Origin of the sequence: Dickeya oryzae (assembly GCF_020406815.2) — a bacterium.
Taxonomy (GTDB): domain Bacteria; phylum Pseudomonadota; class Gammaproteobacteria; order Enterobacterales; family Enterobacteriaceae; genus Dickeya; species Dickeya oryzae.
Genome location: NZ_CP162670.1, coordinates 3,853,875 through 3,873,299, shown reverse-complemented (window position 1 = coordinate 3,873,299; position 19,425 = coordinate 3,853,875). Strand labels below are relative to the sequence as shown.

At 47.9% G+C, this 19,425-nt stretch carries 19 protein-coding genes; 8 read left to right on the top strand and 11 right to left on the bottom strand.

Annotated elements, in window-relative coordinates:
• Window positions 1–55: 55 nt before the first annotated feature.
• Window positions 56–900, bottom strand: a protein-coding gene (locus LF929_RS16970; protein WP_226093440.1) for an IS5 family transposase whose coding sequence is annotated in 2 segments (ribosomal slippage) — window positions 56–555 and window positions 555–900 — 846 coding nt in all. Because the reading frame shifts where the segments join, the coding sequence is not laid out codon by codon here.
• Between the two features lie 333 nt (window positions 901–1,233).
• On the opposite strand from LF929_RS16970, the gene LF929_RS16965 reads away from it, so the two are divergent.
• On the top strand, window positions 1,234–1,779 hold the full coding sequence (locus tag LF929_RS16965; RefSeq protein ID WP_210174838.1) for a type IV toxin-antitoxin system AbiEi family antitoxin: 546 nt from the start codon (window positions 1,234–1,236) through the stop codon (window positions 1,777–1,779).
• 264 nt (window positions 1,780–2,043) lie between these two features.
• Here LF929_RS16965 and LF929_RS16960 read toward each other — a convergent pair whose 3' ends face one another.
• The 3 genes from LF929_RS16960 to LF929_RS16950 are packed head-to-tail and all read right to left on the bottom strand — an operon-like array spanning window position 2,044 to window position 3,474.
• Complete coding sequence (locus LF929_RS16960) at window positions 2,044–3,219, bottom strand: tyrosine-type recombinase/integrase (protein ID WP_210174837.1); 1,176 nt, start codon at window positions 3,217–3,219, stop codon at window positions 2,044–2,046.
• Window positions 3,174–3,383 carry a hypothetical protein gene (locus tag LF929_RS16955; RefSeq protein ID WP_027711199.1) on the bottom strand — a complete coding sequence of 70 codons (210 nt, stop codon included), beginning with the start codon at window positions 3,381–3,383 and terminating at the stop codon, window positions 3,174–3,176. The genes LF929_RS16960 and LF929_RS16955 overlap by 46 nt, the downstream gene beginning before the upstream one ends.
• Window positions 3,334–3,474, bottom strand: a complete 141-nt coding sequence (locus LF929_RS16950; RefSeq protein ID WP_210174836.1) for a hypothetical protein — start codon at window positions 3,472–3,474, stop codon at window positions 3,334–3,336. The genes LF929_RS16955 and LF929_RS16950 overlap by 50 nt, the downstream gene beginning before the upstream one ends.
• A 305-nt stretch (window positions 3,475–3,779) precedes the next feature.
• Here LF929_RS16950 and radC point away from each other — a divergent pair, with 305 nt between their 5' ends.
• Window positions 3,780–4,289: a DNA repair protein RadC gene (gene radC, locus LF929_RS16945; RefSeq protein ID WP_161132948.1), complete on the top strand. Its 510-nt coding sequence runs from the start codon at window positions 3,780–3,782 to the stop codon at window positions 4,287–4,289.
• Between the two features lie 594 nt (window positions 4,290–4,883).
• Window positions 4,884–5,195 (top strand): DUF736 domain-containing protein, encoded by a 312-nt coding sequence (locus tag LF929_RS16940; RefSeq protein ID WP_226093441.1) that lies wholly within the window; start codon window positions 4,884–4,886, stop codon window positions 5,193–5,195.
• Between the two features lie 369 nt (window positions 5,196–5,564).
• Here LF929_RS16940 and LF929_RS16935 read toward each other — a convergent pair whose 3' ends face one another.
• Entirely contained in the window at window positions 5,565–6,200 is a 636-nt protein-coding gene (locus LF929_RS16935) for a hypothetical protein (protein ID WP_012768886.1), read from the bottom strand.
• Window positions 6,201–6,229: 29 nt separating this feature from the next.
• Window positions 6,230–7,738, bottom strand: a complete 1,509-nt coding sequence (dgt, locus tag LF929_RS16930) for a dGTPase (RefSeq protein WP_226093442.1) — start codon at window positions 7,736–7,738, stop codon at window positions 6,230–6,232.
• Window positions 7,739–8,671: 933 nt separating this feature from the next.
• On the opposite strand from dgt, the gene LF929_RS16925 reads away from it, so the two are divergent.
• From LF929_RS16925 to LF929_RS16905, 5 genes are all read left to right on the top strand, one after another.
• Entirely contained in the window at window positions 8,672–9,469 is a 798-nt protein-coding gene (locus tag LF929_RS16925; protein ID WP_226093443.1) for a DUF2285 domain-containing protein, read from the top strand.
• Between the two features lie 83 nt (window positions 9,470–9,552).
• A complete protein-coding gene (locus LF929_RS16920) occupies window positions 9,553–9,849 on the top strand; it encodes a helix-turn-helix domain-containing protein (protein ID WP_012768890.1) in 297 nt (98 codons plus the stop codon).
• Between the two features lie 26 nt (window positions 9,850–9,875).
• Entirely contained in the window at window positions 9,876–10,688 is an 813-nt protein-coding gene (locus LF929_RS16915; RefSeq protein WP_050568520.1) for a replication initiator protein A, read from the top strand.
• Between the two features lie 310 nt (window positions 10,689–10,998).
• Window positions 10,999–11,544 (top strand): S26 family signal peptidase, encoded by a 546-nt coding sequence (locus tag LF929_RS16910; protein WP_226093444.1) that lies wholly within the window; start codon window positions 10,999–11,001, stop codon window positions 11,542–11,544.
• A gap of 200 nt (window positions 11,545–11,744) precedes the next feature.
• Window positions 11,745–13,685 (top strand): relaxase/mobilization nuclease and DUF3363 domain-containing protein, encoded by a 1,941-nt coding sequence (locus LF929_RS16905; protein ID WP_226093445.1) that lies wholly within the window; start codon window positions 11,745–11,747, stop codon window positions 13,683–13,685.
• Between the two features lie 35 nt (window positions 13,686–13,720).
• Here LF929_RS16905 and LF929_RS16900 read toward each other — a convergent pair whose 3' ends face one another.
• The 5 genes from LF929_RS16900 to LF929_RS16880 all read right to left on the bottom strand — a co-directional run bounded on the left by LF929_RS16900 (window position 13,721) and on the right by LF929_RS16880 (window position 19,415).
• On the bottom strand, window positions 13,721–14,050 hold the full coding sequence (locus tag LF929_RS16900; RefSeq protein WP_226093446.1) for a helix-turn-helix domain-containing protein: 330 nt from the start codon (window positions 14,048–14,050) through the stop codon (window positions 13,721–13,723).
• Window positions 14,051–14,299: 249 nt separating this feature from the next.
• On the bottom strand, window positions 14,300–15,973 hold the full coding sequence (locus LF929_RS16895) for an ADP-ribosylglycohydrolase family protein (protein ID WP_226093447.1): 1,674 nt from the start codon (window positions 15,971–15,973) through the stop codon (window positions 14,300–14,302).
• Window positions 15,963–16,613 carry a DarT ssDNA thymidine ADP-ribosyltransferase family protein gene (locus tag LF929_RS16890; RefSeq protein ID WP_210175904.1) on the bottom strand — a complete coding sequence of 217 codons (651 nt, stop codon included), beginning with the start codon at window positions 16,611–16,613 and terminating at the stop codon, window positions 15,963–15,965. Before LF929_RS16890 ends, LF929_RS16895 begins: the two co-directional genes overlap by 11 nt.
• Window positions 16,610–18,046, bottom strand: coding sequence for a 3'-5' exonuclease (locus LF929_RS16885; RefSeq protein ID WP_210175905.1), 1,437 nt, complete (start codon window positions 18,044–18,046; stop codon window positions 16,610–16,612). The genes LF929_RS16890 and LF929_RS16885 overlap by 4 nt, the downstream gene beginning before the upstream one ends.
• A 454-nt stretch (window positions 18,047–18,500) precedes the next feature.
• Window positions 18,501–19,415, bottom strand: a complete 915-nt coding sequence (locus tag LF929_RS16880; protein WP_210175906.1) for a hypothetical protein — start codon at window positions 19,413–19,415, stop codon at window positions 18,501–18,503.
• Window positions 19,416–19,425: the final 10 nt, after the last annotated feature.

Below are 19,425 nucleotides of genomic sequence, written 5' to 3'. Positions count from 1 at the left end.
AGTTGAGATTTCATTGGTGTAAAAATAAATTTTATTATTAACTAGGCTGTGTCCCTTAACTTAACAACCGCTTTAAAAATAACCTGTTCGCTCCCAGTTTTAGCATACTCAGGTAGTTTCTTGCTGTTTTCTCCGAGCGGGTGGCAATACGGCGATTTTCTTTGAGTATCGCAAAGCAACGCTCCACGACATTACGTTTTTTGTACAGGCGTGTGTCGAGGGGGCGACGTCCGTCCTGACTAGCCTTCTCATTCGATTTAAACGGAATAACCGCTTTTATTCCTTTCATTTTCAAATGAATGCGAAGGTTTTTACCTGAATAACCCTTATCCGCCAGCACCGCTTTCGGGCGTGATTTCAGGTGCCCGCTTTTTCGGATAATCCCGACCCGGTTGAGCAACCTTTCCGCGTATCGGCTTTCGTGGGCCTGTCCACCGCTCAGGCAAAAACTCAGCGGTAATCCTGTGCCATCTGTCGCCAGATGGATTTTGGTGCCAAAGCCGCCGCGAGAGCGACCCAGCCCATGGTCCTCGTATTCATCGGGATGTTTTTTTTCGCACCCGCGGCTGCTTTCAGGGCACGAACGTTACTGCCATCCAGCGCGATAACATCCCAGTCAATCAGTGCTTTTTCATCCAGAATCTGGAGTAATTTATTGAAAATGCTGTTCATTATTCCGGCTTTAGACCACCGATTGAAGCGGTTGTAAATGGTTTTCCATTGACCATAACGCTCAGGTAAATCCCGCCAGGGTGCGCCAGAGCAAAGCACCCAAAATATGCCATTCATGACATGTCTGTGCGCAAAATAAGGACGCCCGCCTCGGGAAGAGCCTCTTTCAGGTGGCAGCATGGGAGAAATCAACGCCCAGGCGTCATCGGGAAAATCGTAACGAGCCAAATTAAAGGACTTTTTGTGGTGAAATCATGTCCCTGATTGTACAAAAAATAGTTACGGGACACACCCTAAATATAATATAATGATTTTTATAACATAAATATGAATTCAGACTTTACGTGTATACCTAAACGTATACCAATGCTGAAAAGTGATGGACCTTTTTATCTGTGGTGCGCCTTGTCTGGCAACATCTTTTCATCACCTTCTTCCACGTCATTTTCATAAGTGCACGCGAATATCACTTTTTGGTGGTTTTCGTGTGTACTTGACTGAGTGGGCTTATTCAAGTATCCGTGAATAACATAATTATGTGGTTTTCATGTGGACTTATGAATGGACAGAATCACTGCTATTGAACGTTTAAACGCATTCGATAAGCAGGGGCGTTATGTTTTCACTTTCCGCGATTTAGCCAAAATATTTCATGACGATCGCCCCAGAGCGTTTAATGCCGGGCTAACTAGGCTGGTAAAAGATGGCATTTTGACCCGTGCGATTCGCGGGGTGTACGTCTATAACCATGCCAAAAGCAAAGATGCCTACACGCTTGAGCGCATCGTGTTAGCGCTGCGACGTGGCGGGTATAACTATCTCAGCCTTGAATCAGCGCTATCTGAGTATGGCGTCATTTCTCAAATCCCGATTGGCCGGATCACGGTAATGACAACCGGGCGTTCAGAAGAACATAAAACGCCTTTCGGTGTGATCGAATTTACCCATACCAAGCGGCCACCTGAGCAAATTTTGCAGGATACCTATTTGGGTAATTCCCCATTGCGGCAAGCAACGAAACAAACCGCAGTGAGGGATTTACGCCGCGTCGGACGTAACACTCATCTGATCGACGAATCAGAGTTATGCCATGAATCAGAAAGTTAACCCGAAGGGCACAAAAAAGCCCGCAGGGCTTGCGCCGTGCGGGCTTTCAGGACTTCATCGAATGACTCTGGTAATCACCTATGGAGAATTTTGGTGGGCTGGGGGGAGTTGAATCCGCGTCCGCATTTAATTTAACTGTTTGAATTATAAGATTTATTTTTATTAAGGTTCGAGCGCGTGCATTTTACGTGCATTTCCCGGTTTTGCCGGTGCTGTCGGGACGCATTGGGTGAGGATGAAAAACGAGGCTGGGGGACGCGATGTTCATTGTATGTTGAATTCGCGCCCCGCATTCCCGTCATAATCGGACAGGTAAGAACCGTAGTGACGAAAGAGCATTTCGGGCCCTTTGTGGCCCATTTGTGCGGCCAGCCAGAACAGATTGGCGCCTCGGCTGATGTGCCGGGTGGCAAAGGTGTGGCGGGTCTGGTAGGGATTGCGGTAGCGTATCCCGGCTTTTTGGAGCGTGGGAACCCAGGCTTTCTTCCTGATGGCATCTGCGCCTGCCCACGGTGCGCCGGTTTTCGGATCGTCAAACACGAACTTGCTACGCATAAGCGTGAACGGTTTTTGCTCCTCAAGGGCGGTTAACGCTTCCGTGTCTAGATCGACACTACGGCGGCCAGCCTTGGTTTTGGTTTCTTTGATAACGCCAACAACGCGGGCGGATTTGACGTTAACGCGTTTTCCGGTGAAATCGATATCTTCCCAGCGTAGCGCACAGAGTTCAGAACTGCGCATACCGGTATGAAAGGCAAACCGAAACAGGTTTTCCCACTGCTTGTTGCCTGCGGCGATATAGATGGCCGTTGCTTCTGCTGGGGAAAACGGGTCGACCTCATAATGACGGCCGCTATTCAACGACCTGGTTGTCTGGTATCTGGCCGCACTGACCAATTTTACCGGGTTAACCTCGATCAGCCCATCTGTGACGGCTTCATCAAGCGCACTACGCAGAAATGAGAGGCGATTCCTGGTGGTTTTCAGGGTTGTTTTTTGCTGACTGATCCAGTTTTTGAGGATTGCTGGGGTCAGGCTGGTTACTGGCAGCTTATGCAGTGCAGACAGTACTGAACGGCACTTTTTATACCCCACAAGGGTGGACGGTGAGAGATTCCGGTTTTTACAGATCGTCAGATACTCATCCAGATAGTCAATAACAGCCCGGCGACGGGTGATGGCGCCAAAAATCTTTAGCTTTCTGGAGTGAGGGAAATAATCGATGTAAGCAAAGCTCTCAGCCGCGATTTTATTCTGGATCTCGCCCAGTAGCCTTTCGGCATATTTGATGGTTTTCGTGTTCACGTCCATCAATGACAAGGGCTCCCGGCACAGCAGCCCTTTATAGGTAAAGGTCATCACCAGTGTGGAGCCGGTTTTGTGCTGGCGAAGGGTTATACCTCTGGGAAGTGATAGGGATCTCTGTTCTTTCTGGCCCATTTGGCAACCTCCGTTAAGTCTATCCAGCGTTCTTTCACTCCATCAACTTTTAATACCTGGACGCCTTCAATCCATACTCCCCTTTGTATCCGTTTGTTAATGGCATCCAGCGATTCACCGGACTCCCGGCAGTAGGCTGAAATGGGTATGCAATCCAGGTTCATCGATCGCCTCCGGTTGGTGCATTTGCGCTTGCCTGACTGACGAGTCATACGTTTGAGCCTGCGGCAAGTCTTCACGGCTGCCAGTCGTCATCCTTTCCTGATCGTCTTCGAATAAGTCGACCGCAGAGGGGATCATCATGCAAAAAAGCGCAGTTGAACAAAACCGGTCAGGGCGTATACCAGCGTAAGGAGGATAGGTAACGGTGAAGACGGAATGTCAGGGGAGAATGAAGGCGGCCTTGCTGTCTCGCCCATCGTACCACGGCGTTCTCGCCGTCAAGGGCGGCGCGCGCGTTGCGCGCTGGCGGCAAAGCCGTCTGCGACCCTGTGACGGCGTGCGCTGCGCCGTGCTGCGTCGGCTCCGGGCAATGTCGCCCGAGCAACCGGAGTACTGTCATGTCACAACCCACGTTCTCTTTGTTGACCGCGCCACTGCTGGTGCGGGATACACACGGGCTTTATCTGCCGGCGACGACTGAGCAAATCTTGCAGGCGGCACGTCAGGCCATAGACTGCAAAATGCCTTTAGGCACGGAGTTCACGTCAGCGAGCCAGACCCAGGCGTACCTGTGCGCCAAGTTGGCCGGGTTTGAGCGCGAAGTGTTCGCGGTGCTGTTTCTCACGACACGACACCGCCTCATTGAGTATGCCGAACTGTTTTACGGCACCCTTGCTACCACTGCGGTGTACCCGCGCGAAATCGTCAGAAAAGCGCTGAGCTGCAATGCCGCGGCGGTGATCCTGGCGCACAATCACCCGAGTGGAAATACGGAGCCGAGTCAGGCCGACCTGATGCTGACGCGCCGGGTCAGTGCGGCGCTGGCACTGGTGGACGTGCGGGTTCTAGATCACATCATTGTGGGCGGTAATGACACGTTGTCATTTGCTGAACGGGCATTACTGTGACTGTGGGGGCGTGAGCCCCCTTTTTTGCGGTGGCCTGCCCTTGACTGGATACCCCGTCATTCGGCGCAGCGCTGTGACTCGCCATGATGTGCTGCATCAGGTTGTGTGGCCGTGCATCGTCCCCGACACTGGTGATCGACTGCCGTAAGGTCGTGAAGGCGGCGTGGCCGATATGCCGGCAGCCTGGCTACGACGCTGCGTCGCGTGATGACTTCTGCCGTTGCCCGGTGAGGTAAGGTGCTGTCGCCCGTCATGGGAACAGCGTGAGGCTGACACAGGCGTGGCGAATCGGTAACGCCGTTGTGTCGGTCAGGTGCGTTAGCCATGGTACCTTTCGGGGGCGGTAGGGCCATACGTCCTTGTGTCGTTGTGAATCCTGACGGTGGCACGGCTACGCCTCGGGCCTGATGGCCGCAACCAGCAAGCACCAGCAATGTCCCCGGCGCCAGCGCCTTCCTCGCGCAGCAAATTCCTGGCGTTTGCTGGTCCTTCACGGTGTTACGGCCGCAGGTGCGGCCAGCCCGGTCTCCGTCTGTCGGTTCACAACAAGGACGCGATGGCGCGACCTTGATGAACCCGAAAGGAGAAATGATCATGGCTAACATCGGCACCTTCACCGCCCAGACGAACGGTTTTACCGGCACGGTTCGCACCCTGACCCTTAACGTCAAGGTGAAGTTTGTTCCCAATGACCGAAGCGGCGACAGCGTCCCCGATTACCGCATCCAGACGGCAGGCGGTTACGACATCGGCGCGGCGTGGAAAAAAATCAGCCAGGCCGAACGGCCTTACCTGTCGGTCACGCTCGATGACCCGTCCCTTCCGACGACCATTTACGCCCGCCTGATCGAGGACGATGATGGCACCTATAACCTGATTTGGTCGCGCAGCAAAGCGGCGGTTTAACGGAAACACAGCACCCCGCCGAATGGCGGGGTTGCCGTAGGTAGAGAATGGGCCACACCACCGGCTTTTCCGCTCAACGCCAAGCGGACATGGCAGACCCTGAGCGGGTATTGCGGCATATGTGGGATGTGCTGCGGTCGAGGATAGTGAAGGGAAAAGCCTGTCCGCGATTCTGTGTAATCAGACGGACGGTGGTTACGATGTAGATGCTGTGCGGAAAAAAATCAGCTAGATCGAACCGTTCTATAATCTCGGTAACCCTCAATGAGCTATCTCTATTACGCCCATGATCATGCTACCTACAGCCAATTAGCGAAATGCTGTTGCTTACCGTTGATTTATAAAGAGCCAACACAGCTAATTTAAAAATTACTTTTCCATAAATAATCCATACGGATTTAGATAGCCTACATAGGTCGGTTTTTTTTTGTAATGAGTTGTATTGCAAGACCACCTTAAGGCGGAATAACCAGCCATAATTCGATGTCCAACCCATCTTTCATCGATCAATTTAAAACCGCTTGGTTTATTCAATAGTAATAAACTGCCCATGAATTTTATCCATTCATGATTTTTTATTAACCTGTTTCCATAAGCATGGAAAGACCTACCGCTATTAAAAATGTAAAAGCTTAAATTCCAATGGGATGCTAAGTCTCTTAGTGGTGTGCTGTCAATTATACCTCTATCAACATTACCAAAATCGATTAATGGAATGTGATGTTCCGAGCCAAAGTCAAAAAGTTGTGAATGGAGTGCTAACTCTTCACCATGTTGTAAATTTGCTATCATATCTAATAAGGTTTGTTCGTTAAGTTGCCATATCGGTAGGCTGAAAATATATCTCTCATCAGTAAAGCTTTGAGGTAAATAACGGTACTTACTAAATGTAAGAGAAATGCTACTAGACACGATACTATTCTTTATCTGGTTTTCTATAAGATTAGTCACCCATAATATTGGATGCCTAATAATAAATGGATGATTTGTTAGTAATTCGCTCATTGTATTTATACCTTTATACCTTTATACCTTTATACCTTTATACCTTTAAGCATATGATACATTTCCATTGCAAATTGATCTGTCATGCCGGAAACGAAATCAACTATAAGGTGGACGCGAAGTTTCCATTCGATAGTACTATCAATTGACTCTAATCTGTTTTTGATTTTTTCTTCAGAATAACCAGGATCATTTAATGGTAAATCTAATAAAGATGTTTTATATGCATTGAGATGCTTAGAAGGAAGCCTGTTGAATAAGCGTCTTTGAATGTCTAAATTGTTTTTTCTGATTTTTTTGTTATCTTTTGTTAATAGGAGTGAAAAATCGTTTTTTGAAAGTGATAATAATTGTAAGTATTCATCCAATATCCCTTTTATTATAGAAAATCCTGATAACTCCATTCTTTCGGCTTCTTCAGAGGTGAATAAGTATTGAGATGTATAATCTTTAAGGATTTTCAATAGATTGTATTCGAAATCTGATTCTGAAATTAATTCTTTATTATATTCTGATTTTACAAGACTGTCATATTTTTCCACAAAGCGAAGAGCAACTTGTTCTACGAGATAATTAGAGAGCTTTGTTTTAAAAGATAAAAAACTACCAATCGGTGAGTTCGGAGTAACAGATAAACTGTTAATTAATTCTTCGCATATTTTTTCTTGTGTGGGGATAGAATTTTTGAGATCTGAAAGTTTTTTGGTTGTAAATTCTTTGAAGTTTTCAAAAGAAATTATTTTTTTCTCTATACCATCTTCAATGTCGCTTATGCAATAAGATATGTCATCTGAAGCCTCCATTAAAAAACCCAGAGGGTGTCTTGAATTAGGTGGCATGTCAAGGCTTTTCCAAGCTCTTTCTATTATATTCTTTTCGCTGCAGAAGTATCCGATTTTTTTACTAAATGGTTTTTCGGAATTAATGCTTTTAGGACAAAATGTATACTTAAGGAAGGCAGCTAGTTGTGTATATGTTAAATTGAGTCCATAATATCCGTCCTCTCCCTGTAAGCGAGTTATAACTCTCAGACCCTGAGGGTTGCCGTCAAAATTATTTATATCACAAAGTAAATCATCAAATTCTTCATTATTTAATTCTTTATTTATTGATGTTCTAATTGATTTTTTTATTTCGTCAGATTTACTCCACTTTACTATTGCGGACTCACCAAAGTGACCAAAAGGTGGATTGCCAATATCATGCATTAAACATGCGGTTTCTACAATATTGGAAATTGTTAGGTTGTTTTTCATCCAGAAGTTTTTTATTGAACTATCGATTCTATCGGCTGCTAATATTTTTTCAAAAATAGAGGCTACTAAATAGCGGCCTATATGTGAAACTTCGATTGAGTGGGTCAAGCGAGAACGAACAGAAGAATTACTTTCTAATGAGAATACTTGAGCTTTCTGCTGTAATCGTCTAAAAGCTGCAGAATATATTAACCTTGCTCGATCACTTTGAGTGGCTGCAAGAATTGATGAGTGATCTGCACTAGACTTTCTATATCTATCCGTTTTAATTAATTTATCCATTTATTATCTCCAGAGTTAATTTTGACTCATTATTATTGATTCTGTTTTTTATGTGCAATTATCTATTGTAGTCGAATAATTCTAACAGAAAAAGTTTTTTTTGCTACTGCATGATAGATATCTCGTTGGCCAAGTTAAACTCAAGTGGAGTTCTTCCTATAAAGACTGACTCTATGATTAATATCCAAAGTGAGATGATTAAATAGCTGTGCGGAATAGTGCTCCACTTTCGGCCAGCTCTTGCAGGGTAAGGCGTTGGAGCTGTTTTCTCTGTCTGGCTGTTCTACATAAGGCCTCGGATGTGTTGCCCTTACGCAACATGCCACATGTCAGTAAACGGTAGGTGTAGCGGTATTAGGCGCAGCTATTTAGGCTGTGTCCCTTAACTTAACAGTCGCTTCAAAAATAACCGGACAACACCCAGTTTAAGTATACTCAAGTAGTTTCTGGCTGTTCTTTCCGGGCGGGTGGCAATACGGCGATGTTCGTTCAGCCAGGCCAAGGCTGGGCAAAACAGCGTTCAACGACGTTGCGCTTTTTATACCACCGGATATCGAGTTTTCGCCGTTTCTCCCGGTTGGATTTTTCATTCGACCTGAACGGAATAACGGTTTTTATTCCTTTTATTGTCAACCTCCTCGAGAGGTGGTGATTGTTTTTAAGATAATAACGTGGCTACTGACTTCGCATTACGACAACCTCGATCAGACTCACGGCGCCATCGATCATAATCGGCATTCTGCCGTTTGACGCCTGTCCCCCTGACTGGAACGGTCATGATCCCGGGTACAGTTTCGGGTAAGGTCGTAAACGCTGGCGTGACGGGTCATGCCATTAACACCCACTAATGATTTGTTTTGTCGACTTTTCTTTGGTCAATGGTCCTTTCAATGCCTGTGGTGACGAACACGGTTTCTGACAGGAGAAAGTATCATGACGTCTCATCTCGTCGGGCATTGCCGCCCAGTTGCCGCTTACCTTTACGCCTTACATCTTGATGGCCCCGCGCTGGCCTGGGAATACCTGCGCCGAAATCCGGATTACCGCTTTGACTGGCTCCACCGCCCGCGTCGCGCCGGTGGAGCACAGCGTTGGGGCCTACGCCTGTGGGAAGATCCGTCCCGGGATGCGCGTGAGGCGCATCCCGTCTGGTATCCCGACCCTGACAGCGTTGTGCTGCTTTACCCGGATGCCGACCCATCGCCCGTTGCCCCGGTTTTCGCCTTTTGGCACATGCCCGGCCGTCATGATCTGGTGCATGATGGCCGACGCTTACTGCTGTTGACGCGCTGGCCCGGCGGTTGCCTACGGCTGGTGTGTGTACCGATGCTGACCGATGGCATGGCGTATGTCTGTGCCATCAGGGGCGGTGTGTTGCTGCATTCCCGTTACCGGCTATTATCGGCCGCGTTGAGTCACGGAGTGGAAAGGCGCAAAGCAGTACCGGATAGGATGGCTTATCCCCGGCCGTCTCCCACCGCATTGCGGGAGTTACATACCCTGCAGGCGCTGGATGCGTCGCTGGCTGGTGCTTCCTTGCGTGACGTAGCTGCCGGTTTAATGGGTGCGGAGGGCCTTGCTGACGCCTGGCACGCGGATAGTGGCCTCCGCTCCCGAGTCCGGCGGCTGGTCTCTCGCGGCAAGCGGCTGATGTGGGGCGGGTATCGCTGTCTTGTTTCCCCGTCCGTGGCTGGGAAGGGTCGTTCTGTTTCCGGCGCAAAACGGCCCTGAGCAGGCGAACGTATTTTTTCGAGACTGTCTCCGTTTGGCTGCGCTGGCGTGGCTGACCCTGTTGACTACTGGAGGTTGATCCTATGCGCCCTGTTCCTGTTCGCCCTGATGTTGCTGTTGCGGTTACGCCGCAGCCTGCCCGTTCCCCACAGCCGCCCCGTTATCTGACCAACGACGAAGCGGCTGCCTATCTGCGATTATCACCGCGCACGCTGGAAAAGCAGCGGGTCATTGGTGGTGGGCCGCGCTTTCGCAAATTTGGCCGCCGTGTCATGTATGCGGTATCGGATCTGGATAGCTGGGCTAATCAGCACAGCTTTGAAACCACGTCCGATCCTGACTATGCCGAGTACCACTCGGCCGACAGCCGTGTACGCTGAACGGCGGCGCGTTGGCCGCACGTCTGATGTCCGGTTCGCTCGACCTGTTCCAGGCATTGCCGGGACGCATGGCACCGCGCGATGCCCGGGATCTGATGGCGTATCCCTTCTTTTCCTTATCGAAATCACGCCGCACGGTGCCGATCGAGTATGGCATCGGTACCGTGAGGATCCGGGTGGAAGGCACTGCCGAACAGGGTATTGCCACTATCTGGGACGCCGACATTCTGATCTGGGCGGCCAGCCAAATCGTCGAAGCCCGCGATGCGGGCATTCCGACGTCACGCCGGATGCGGGCCACGCCCTACGAGATCCTGACTTTTATCGGTCGTGGCACTTCGCAGCGGGACTATCAGCGGCTGAAAGCTGCCCTCGACCGTCTGCAGTCCACTACTGTTGCCACCTCGATTCGAGCCGAAAGCGGACGGCGGTTACACCGTTTCTCCTGGCTCAACGAATGGCACGAGCGAACCGATACCCGGGGCATGTCGCTGGGCATCGAGCTGATCCTGCCGGACTGGTTTTACGCCGGTGTTCTCGATGCGGCGCTGGTCCTGACCATCGATTCGGCTTACTTCCGACTGACCGGTGGGATCGAGCGCTGGCTGTATCGTCTGGTGCGCAAACATGGCGGCCGACAGGCGGCTGGGTGGCGGTTCGATTTTCGCCATTTGTACCGCAAATCCGGCAGCGCAGCCCGGTACAGCGATTTCGCCTGCGATCTGCGCACGCTGGTGGCCCGCCAGTCCCTGCCGGGGTATGTCCTCGGTATAGGGCGTTTGCCGGGAGGCGGGGAGCTACTCACGTTCCGGCCGGTGTCATCCGCGGCACGGGGATAACCTGGGAAAAAACGGTGAAGACGGTCGTGCTATCAGGCGCACGAGCTATCGGGCTATCGAGCGCATCCCCCTCGTGCTATCAGGCGCATCGGCGAGCCCGTATCCCGCTGCTGGCGCGGGTTTGGCATCGCGCTAACGGTTCTAACATAAAAAAACTAACGAATTGTTGGGGGTGGCGATACCGGTGGATAACCGGTAAACGGCACGCCCAGACCGCTGGCAGAAAGTCGGGGTTCAACACCCTGAATCCTTACAGGACGGGCGGCAACATCACCGCAAAAGAGCGCGGATGGCAGGAGAACATACCCCGATGAGCATGACACATCACGTTCGATGGGGCGCGCCTTCGCTGTGGCTGGCGGGCCTGTCGTTATCCGGCCTGGTTTCACTGGCTTGGGCAGCGGTGGGGGATGTTACGCCGTATCTGGTCTACAACCCGACGGACAGTATCGCCCCAGGCTGGTATCGCCTTCAGCCGCTTCGCCCGCCATTGCCACCGCTATTCGTTGGCAGCGTGGTACTGGTGTCGCCTCCGGTTGAGGCCGCACTGCTGGCTGCGCAGCGTGGTTACCTTCCAGCGGGGGTGCCACTGCTTAAACCGATTGGGGCTATGGCACCCCAACAGGTATGTGTTATCGCCGACACGGTGCGTATTAACGGCATGGTTGTGGCTCGCGTGCTGCGGGCCGACCGGCTGGGGCGACCGTTATCGGCCTGGCCGGGCTGTCGGCACCTGTATCCAGGCGAGGTGTTCCTGCTGAGCACCTCGAACCCGGCATCGTTTGACAGTCGTTATTTTGGACCGGTACCGATGGCCTCTGTGCGGGGAGCGGCACAACCCCTGCTGACAAGGTAGCGGCTTACGGCTGAACAGCGCGTCGTGGAATAGACGAAGGGCAGGGCAAGATAAAAGGGGGCGACACGCGGTGACGCCGACGTGCCGTCTGCACACGGGGAAAGGGCGGCACGCATCCGGTGTTCTGGCGTGCTGTGGAACCACTAATTGATTATTAATCATGGCTATTTCCTGTGCTGACAAGTAGCAGGGAGGAAGTGATGAGCCAGAAGCATGATGAGCGTTTTACCCCTCGTCCGGGTAGGCCGAAGCAGCGTGGCGATGCCTTTGTACGTCAGGTGGCCCGCCAGATAAACAAGGCCGGTATCAGGACCGCTAAAAATGGGCGACGACCCGGTGCCCGACTGGGGCGCGGTCAGGTTGCGGCGCGATTTGCCCATGATGCCTATTCGCCAGACTGGCGGCGTGTGACGGTAAAGACCCGGCTGGTAAATCTGACGAAAGCCGGTGCCCGTTCAACATCCACGCACCTGCGTTATATCGAGCGTGACGGTGTCGGCCGACAGGGGGAACCGGGTCAGGCTTATGGCCCACTGACCGATCACGCCGATTGGGCGGCGTTCGAACTACGCGGACGTGAAGATCGGCATCAGTTTCGCGTTATCGTTTCGCCTGAAGACGCGGAGTCTCTCGACGATTTGCGAACTTATACCCGTCAACTGATGGTGCGTATGGAAGCCGATCTGGGCACCCGGCTGGACTGGGTGGCGGTGGATCACTGGAATACCGATAATCCGCACACCCATATTGTATTGCGGGGCAAAGACGAGACCGGCAGAGATCTGATTATTTCGCGGGATTATATTGCCGAGGGGATGCGGTTGCGGGCCGCGGCATTGGCTACGGAATGGTTGGGGCCGCGCACGGAGCTAGAAATGCAGCACACCCGTCAGCGCGAAGTGGAGCAGGCGCGGTGGACGGGGCTGGATCGCACGCTTCAGCGTCTTGCCGACAATGGCCGGGTGCATACTGCGCAGTTTTCCGCGTCATCCTTGAAACACCAGCGGCAGCTGCTGATTGGCCGACTACAATATTTAGCGCGGATGGGGCTGGCATGTGAGCAGACGCCCGGTGTCTGGGACGTACAGGCAGACGCGGAAAAGACGCTGAGAGAGATGGGTGAGCGTGGCGATATCATCCGGGCCATGCAACGCGCCATGCACGGTCAACCCCGTGAGCTGGCGGTGTTCCAGCCCGGTGAAGACCCTCATCCACTCATCGGCCGGGTGGCCGGTAAAGGGTTGGCTGATGAACTGTATGACAGAGGATATCTGGTGATTGACGGTGTGGACGGCAAGGCTCACTACGTGGTGTTGCCGCCCGGCGCCGATCTAGCGCAGTTTCCTAGTGGTTCGGTGGTGGCGGTGAACGGGGCCGCTATCCGCCAGACTGACCGGAATATTGCAAGTCTGGCGTCCGCGGGTATCTATCGCACCGAACATCATCTGAGGGTAGCACAGCACCGGGATGACGGTTTCGATCCACATGAGGAGGTGGCTTTCCATGTGCGCCGGCTGGAGGCGTTACGCCGGGCAGGGGTTGTCGAGCGCGTGGCACAAGGTGTCTGGCGTACTCCTGACGATTTGCCTGAGCGTGGCCGTCAGTACGATATACAGCGTCTGGCCGGTGGGGCTACTGTCTCGCTACAATCGCCCTTGCCGGTTGAACGCCAGATCCGGGCAATCGGGGCGACCTGGCTCGATCAGCAGTTGCTTAGTGGAAACCTATCGCCGGATGTACGTGGCTTTGGGGGCGAGGTACGGGCAGCGCTCCGCCAGCGTGTTGACTTTCTTATCTCGCAAGGGCTGGCGGTACAGGAAGGGCAACGAGTGCGCCTGGTGAGTAACCTGCTAGCGACACTGCGCCAGCGTGAGCTGGAGAAAACTGCACAGGATATTGCCCGGGAAACCGGACTGGTATACCGCCCCGCGACTGACGGGCAATGTATCAGCGGTATCTACCGACGCAGTTTGTTACTTGCCAGCGGGCGCTACGCGATGCTGGATGACGGGCTGGGCTTCAGCCTGGTACCGTGGAAACCTGTCATCGAACCATGGCTAGGTCAGTCAATGACCGCGATCATCCGTGGCAACCGGGTGGCCTGGGAATTCAGCCGGCAGCGGGGACCGGCTATTGGCTGAGGTGTTGTGTCCCGGAGGTGGACAGGTTTAATGGCTTACTGCGGCGTAATCAACAGCGTCGAGTTGGGGTTGTTTTTCTTGTACCGGTGGTACTGCAAAATCAGTGTTGCCAAATCGTCATCCACGGCATAGAAATAAGCTTCAGGTACATCCAGCACCGCTGCGAACCGGCAAACTAGTTTGAAGTCGGGCGCATGGGTTTCCTTCTCATACTGACTGACTCGCGCGCCTGCCGACTCTTCATCAATCCCGGCCTGCCTTCCTAGCTCTGCCTGGGTTAACCCCACATTGACCCTTGCCAGCCTCAAACGTTTACCAATCACCGTGTTACCTTGTTTGTTGATCGAACGATGATTGATTATCACGGTATCGTGGTTACGCTTCTTGAAAAAATCCTTTAAAAATAAAAGTAATACTTTATTTTGGTGCTTTTTTTGGTCTTAAATAAAGTAATTCTTAGTGATAAAAAGGATTACTAATGATGACTGAGTTCATGTGGAGAGTGTCGGTTTGGCTTCTGATGTGTGCTTTTCAGTGAGTTGAAGAATGATTCAGGTGCTACAGTAGTCTAAATATGGGATATCTAGTAAATTAGATATCCCATGCTAATCCATTTAATTATTTCGATTATTTCGATTCTTTCGGGAGGTAATTGCTTTCGCGATTATGGCTGAGTATGCAATTGCACCATTAACACCCATGACTCCTGAAATGTATAATAATTGACTTCCAATTAATTTTTCATCGAAATTACTTTTAATTGCTTCTGTTGTTAGTTTGTCAATATCTAATTCACTGCTTTTTATGGTTGGATTTGACTCAATGGGTCTCTTTGATTGAGTGCGATAATCTACGGGGATTTCAATTTGTTGCTGCTTTGATAACGAGGAATCTACCCGTTTCGAAAAATTGTTACTTTCCATAGAGCTAGGCTCTGACTTAAATGATTTCAAAGTTGAGGCATTACGACGTTTAAGCAAGAATGATTGATTAAACTCAGATATCATCCATTGATAAAAGTATTGGTACGTGTCAGTGCCATTGCTTCTGAATTCTTCTGATATTGGTTTTATTTCCCCAAATGGTGGAAACACAATTTTTCCATCCTGTATACCAACAAAATCTAGTGAAGAAACAGGAGCGTTCCACTCCGATACATCGGGGAATGCAAAACTATTACACTCATTACCTTGAGAAAGAGTATATAATCTCTCTGCATCATAAATTAAGTACGATTGATCCTGTAGTTCTTGAGGTGGTCTTGTTCCTTCAATATATCCCCTTAACGCCCCAACCATAGTTGCAATTGAGTCAGTGTCTGTACCAAGTTCATTAACAATATCAAGCATTAATAAAGGTAAATTATCTGGGTGTAAATATGATGCAGCCAGTGCTGCAATTGCAGTTAATGTACCACTTCCTCTTGTTCTTTTGTCTTTCAAGTTAAGAGCTTTTACTAAGGAATTATATGATGGATTTTCCTCTGCTTTCCACTTTTCGACAATATCAAGAAGGTGCACTAATTCTTGGTATACTTCATCATATGCTTCTTCAAGACTTGTAGATGTTTGAGATTCGAACAAAGGAGCCCAGGCAGTATTAAGGTTTATGTCGCTATGGATTTTATTAGGAATTTCATTTATCCATCGGAGAAAAAGCCGAACATCAGATATTGATGGTATGCTTTTATTTTTTAAAACTTGGCTCAAGCATAAAGCATGAAATACAGCTCCTGCAATAGCTCTAGGATGCCCATGTGTAGTAAGAGAATTTTTTATTATATCAAGCAGGAACGAATCTACTATTTCTGGCGTTCGGCTTGCCCAAACATGAGGCTGGATTCGCATAGCTGCACCATTACCTCCAGAGTGCACATAACTTGTTTTCTTTGACTGATAAAAATTGTTATACCAGGTGACGTTTTTTTTTCCGAGAGATTCCGCTGCCAGTTTTGAAGATATGCCGGCACCTAAAGCATAAGAAGACCAAATAGGAAGTTCCACTTTTGAAAATGCATTTATATCAAAATAATTATTCTGATTAATTGCTCGTGACGTCGATAGTCGGAGTTGGGTGTCATCAGAGTAAGCACCAGAAGGTATTGATACTAGAGGCCCATACATTCCACCGACTTGTCTTTTCCATTCAATCAAACCAGACAAATGGTCCCGACCTGTTCTTTTTACCAGCAAACTGCAGTCTGCTAGTTCAGATATGAACCCTAAAGCATCCCCATATGCAGCCCAAAGACTTGAGTTAACAGTGTTTTCAATATTGTTAATTGTCATTCGTATCATCTCTAAACTTGTTGGGACAAACTTCCACATCTAGGACTAAACCTAACACAGCCAATTGAGCCATGATACTAGCTTTATCCTCAAAGTTTGATACATAAACCTTTGCCAGACGCTCTAAAGCAAGTCTTCCGGGGTACAAGACTTCAGCTTGCTCGCAAGTCGTCCACGACGGTAGATGTGATGGTCCTCTGAAAATTTCCCTTTGATACTTACCAACAATAGTATTGCGAAACATCCTTTCGAAACTTTCAATACCTTCTCCTCGAAGGCAAGACGGGTAAATGTTGTTTGTAGTCGTAAAGCAAACACCTGAGTCTATTATAATTTCTGGTAAAAAAGATAATATTACCCAATAGATGTCAGAATATTGGTGAACACTTCGCGAATGCTCAAAGAACTCAAAGTTTAATTTTGTTATAGATAGGTTAACATAACTTAACCACTTTGAATCTCTCTCTCTTCTTTTCAATGAGTTTTGTTGAAAAATAAACGCTAAAGTATCTTCTTCTGTTAGCTGAGAGTTAGGAAGTACAGCTCCGGTTCTAAGAATGCCTAAAAGACCTTGGTTTGTTGTGAAGTGGAGTATCTCTTTAATGTCTTTAGCCTTTATCAGTGTCTCAAATTCGTTCATAGCACCACCTTCTGGAAGGTACTAGTGTCCAAATGATCGATGAAAAATGGTCTTGTGTCGAAGCAATAACCTAGGATAATACTTACCTTAGCTCTCGTAATCCCCATTGAAATAAGTTTTATTACCGATGAATAATCAGAGTCTTGACTATCTGCAAAACTAAAATAAAAATGATTTTCCTCAAGCCCAAGAATAAAGACGTGGTCAAACTCTAGTCCCTTGGCTGAGTGAATAGTCGACAGGGCTATGTTCGTTTCATTCGGTGGCCAAGAGCTTTCTCCCGATATTTCAACGAAGGACAAGTTTTGTTTTCTAAGTGTATCTTTTATTCCGCCTGCACGATCAAACCACCCACCACCTTTAGCATGTAAAAAACCAACAGTTTCATGATCTAAATCTACATTTTTTAATATGTAATCGATCACAAAATCTAACTGTTGATTAAAACGACCTTCCAAGACAAGTGGGAGAGGGCCATGCTCTTTAATTGCATCAAGTATTGGCAATGTTCCATCATCGTCTATTGAAATGGCTGTATTTTTGATCAACCTACTTGCAAAAGTAGCTATTTCAACTGTATTTCTATAATTGAACTCTAATCGAGCATATCGAGTATTAGCAATGTTAATGCCGGCCTCTTTCCAGGCAAACCCTCGTTTATATATTTTTTGATTGCTGTCAAGGATAATTGTAGTGAAGTTGATGTCAGATAATTGGTTAGTGATTGCTTTAAGTTGGTTAGCTGAGAAATCTTGTGCTTCATCAATAATAGCTATGTGAATGTTGTCTATTTTATTTTTTATAAACAAAATTGCAACATCGTTCCAATCCAAAATTTTATCAACTTCCTTCGATCTAATATAAGGGTAAACGACCTCATCGAGAATTCTCCTTCGTAGTGGCCTTTCCATTCTTGGCATAGTACCACGACCAGTACGTTCCATCTCAAGATAATCTTCTAAATTTTCCTCATTTAATCTTCCTAAAAGATATTCTACTTCATCTACCAAAAATTGATTGCTTAAGGGGATTAAATGACCAATGTGTCTTATCCTATTTGCTTGGTCTTGCAAACTTAAAACTTTTGGAGAACCATCAATTCTGTTGTACATATATTTGGATAATGTCAACACATCAATGTTTAACCGGCTATGGTTTTCGGGTGTTGATAGCAACGTTTCACTTATTACTAAATCGTTAATGTAAGCCGAAAGTGTTTTATTAAAAGTAAAAATTCTAATGTTAATTTTTTCATTTATGCCAAGTCTGGAAAATTCTTCTAAAAAATAGCCGATAGATAGCTTCATCATTAAAATTGAAGTTGTTGTTTTACCGCTACCTGCAGCACCACGAATGATTAATGTGCCAGGTCTGGGTCTGACCATCAACTTCAATTGCTCATCAGTAGGTTTGACAGATTGTAGTGTTTTCATTACCAGTGCATCCTTACGCAACCATACTTTAGTAAATCAAATAAAATTTCATTAGGTTATATAGCTTATTTCCTAACTGGAATCAGTATACCAATTCACATAATCATTTTCTTTGCTCACTAATCGATCATCAAAATTATGCTTTAACCACATGGGATTTATCCAGTTTACGATGCAGCATAGAAAGTAGAATAAGGTAGTCTGCTGTATCTTCTTCTCCCTACCAAAGGATTTTCAGGTGGGGTTACGGATTGCAGAAATTGGACCTTTGAGGAGCAGAGCAAACTCTTTGTGCTCAGACGTTCGGTTCCAGCTCGTAGAAGATTTATCCAGACTAAAGAGGGACTTTCAGCAAAACACTTCTCGATAAATGCAACTCCATCAAGTAGTAGGCTGGCCATATTACGCGGGCGCTGTGTGATACTTTTTGCCTTCTTGATACCGAGGTCTCTCATCAATATTTATCTTTTCCCCAATGGCGATAATAGAGATAGGTCAGTGTATCTAGTTTAAAATTGATATAATTGGCATTGTTATCTTTAACTGGGGGTAATTCACTAAGAATGAATAAATAGAGTGGTTTAGATGGATTGCTCATCGCTATCTTATCCAGTGATTCCCTAGATGTTCTTTTATAATCGGATCGCTCAACAAACCTAGAGGGAATAAAAAAGGTTGGTTTGCATCTGAGATTTCCAGCTCGCATTTCATTTGCAAAGCGGACTAGGTAATAGTCTTCTTTTCGATTAATCCAAGCCTTGCCAAAGTAAACTCGTGGTTCATCTGGATATTCACTAATATCCTTGCGATCGTCAACTCGGATGAAAAAATCTTTTAAATGAATCCTACCATCAATGGTCTCAATAAAGAAATTTTCTTTGGCAATAAATGCATCAGCTAATCCAGATAACCGCTTGCGAGAACGTCGTTTTTGCTGATCTTCACCACTTTCATTTATATCAGTAGACTTAGAACGTTTTGTTGATTCTTTTTTGTCATCAGTCGTGGGAAGAATACGTGTGACATGTTTATTCGATACGGACAAAACAAGCTCAACAACATCATCACGGATAAAAGGTAATGCTTCAGGATCACCTTTCGCATGCTGGGCTCGACGCAATTCATCATCGCTCTGCTCTTCCAGTTTGCATCCGAGAATATGTTCAGAGACAAATTTGAAATATGGGTCACGCTTACGTAAGCGCTTAGGCCGATCAAGGTTGGCACATGTGACTTGCGCATGGCAATGGAGTTCAGGGCATTCGAAAAGGTGCTTTGATGTGACAAGACCTTGAGTGAATAATCTATCAGCTTCCTCCGCTGTTATGTCTCTATCCAACTCTAAACTTCTTGCTTGCTCTAACCTCATCGCCCACTCC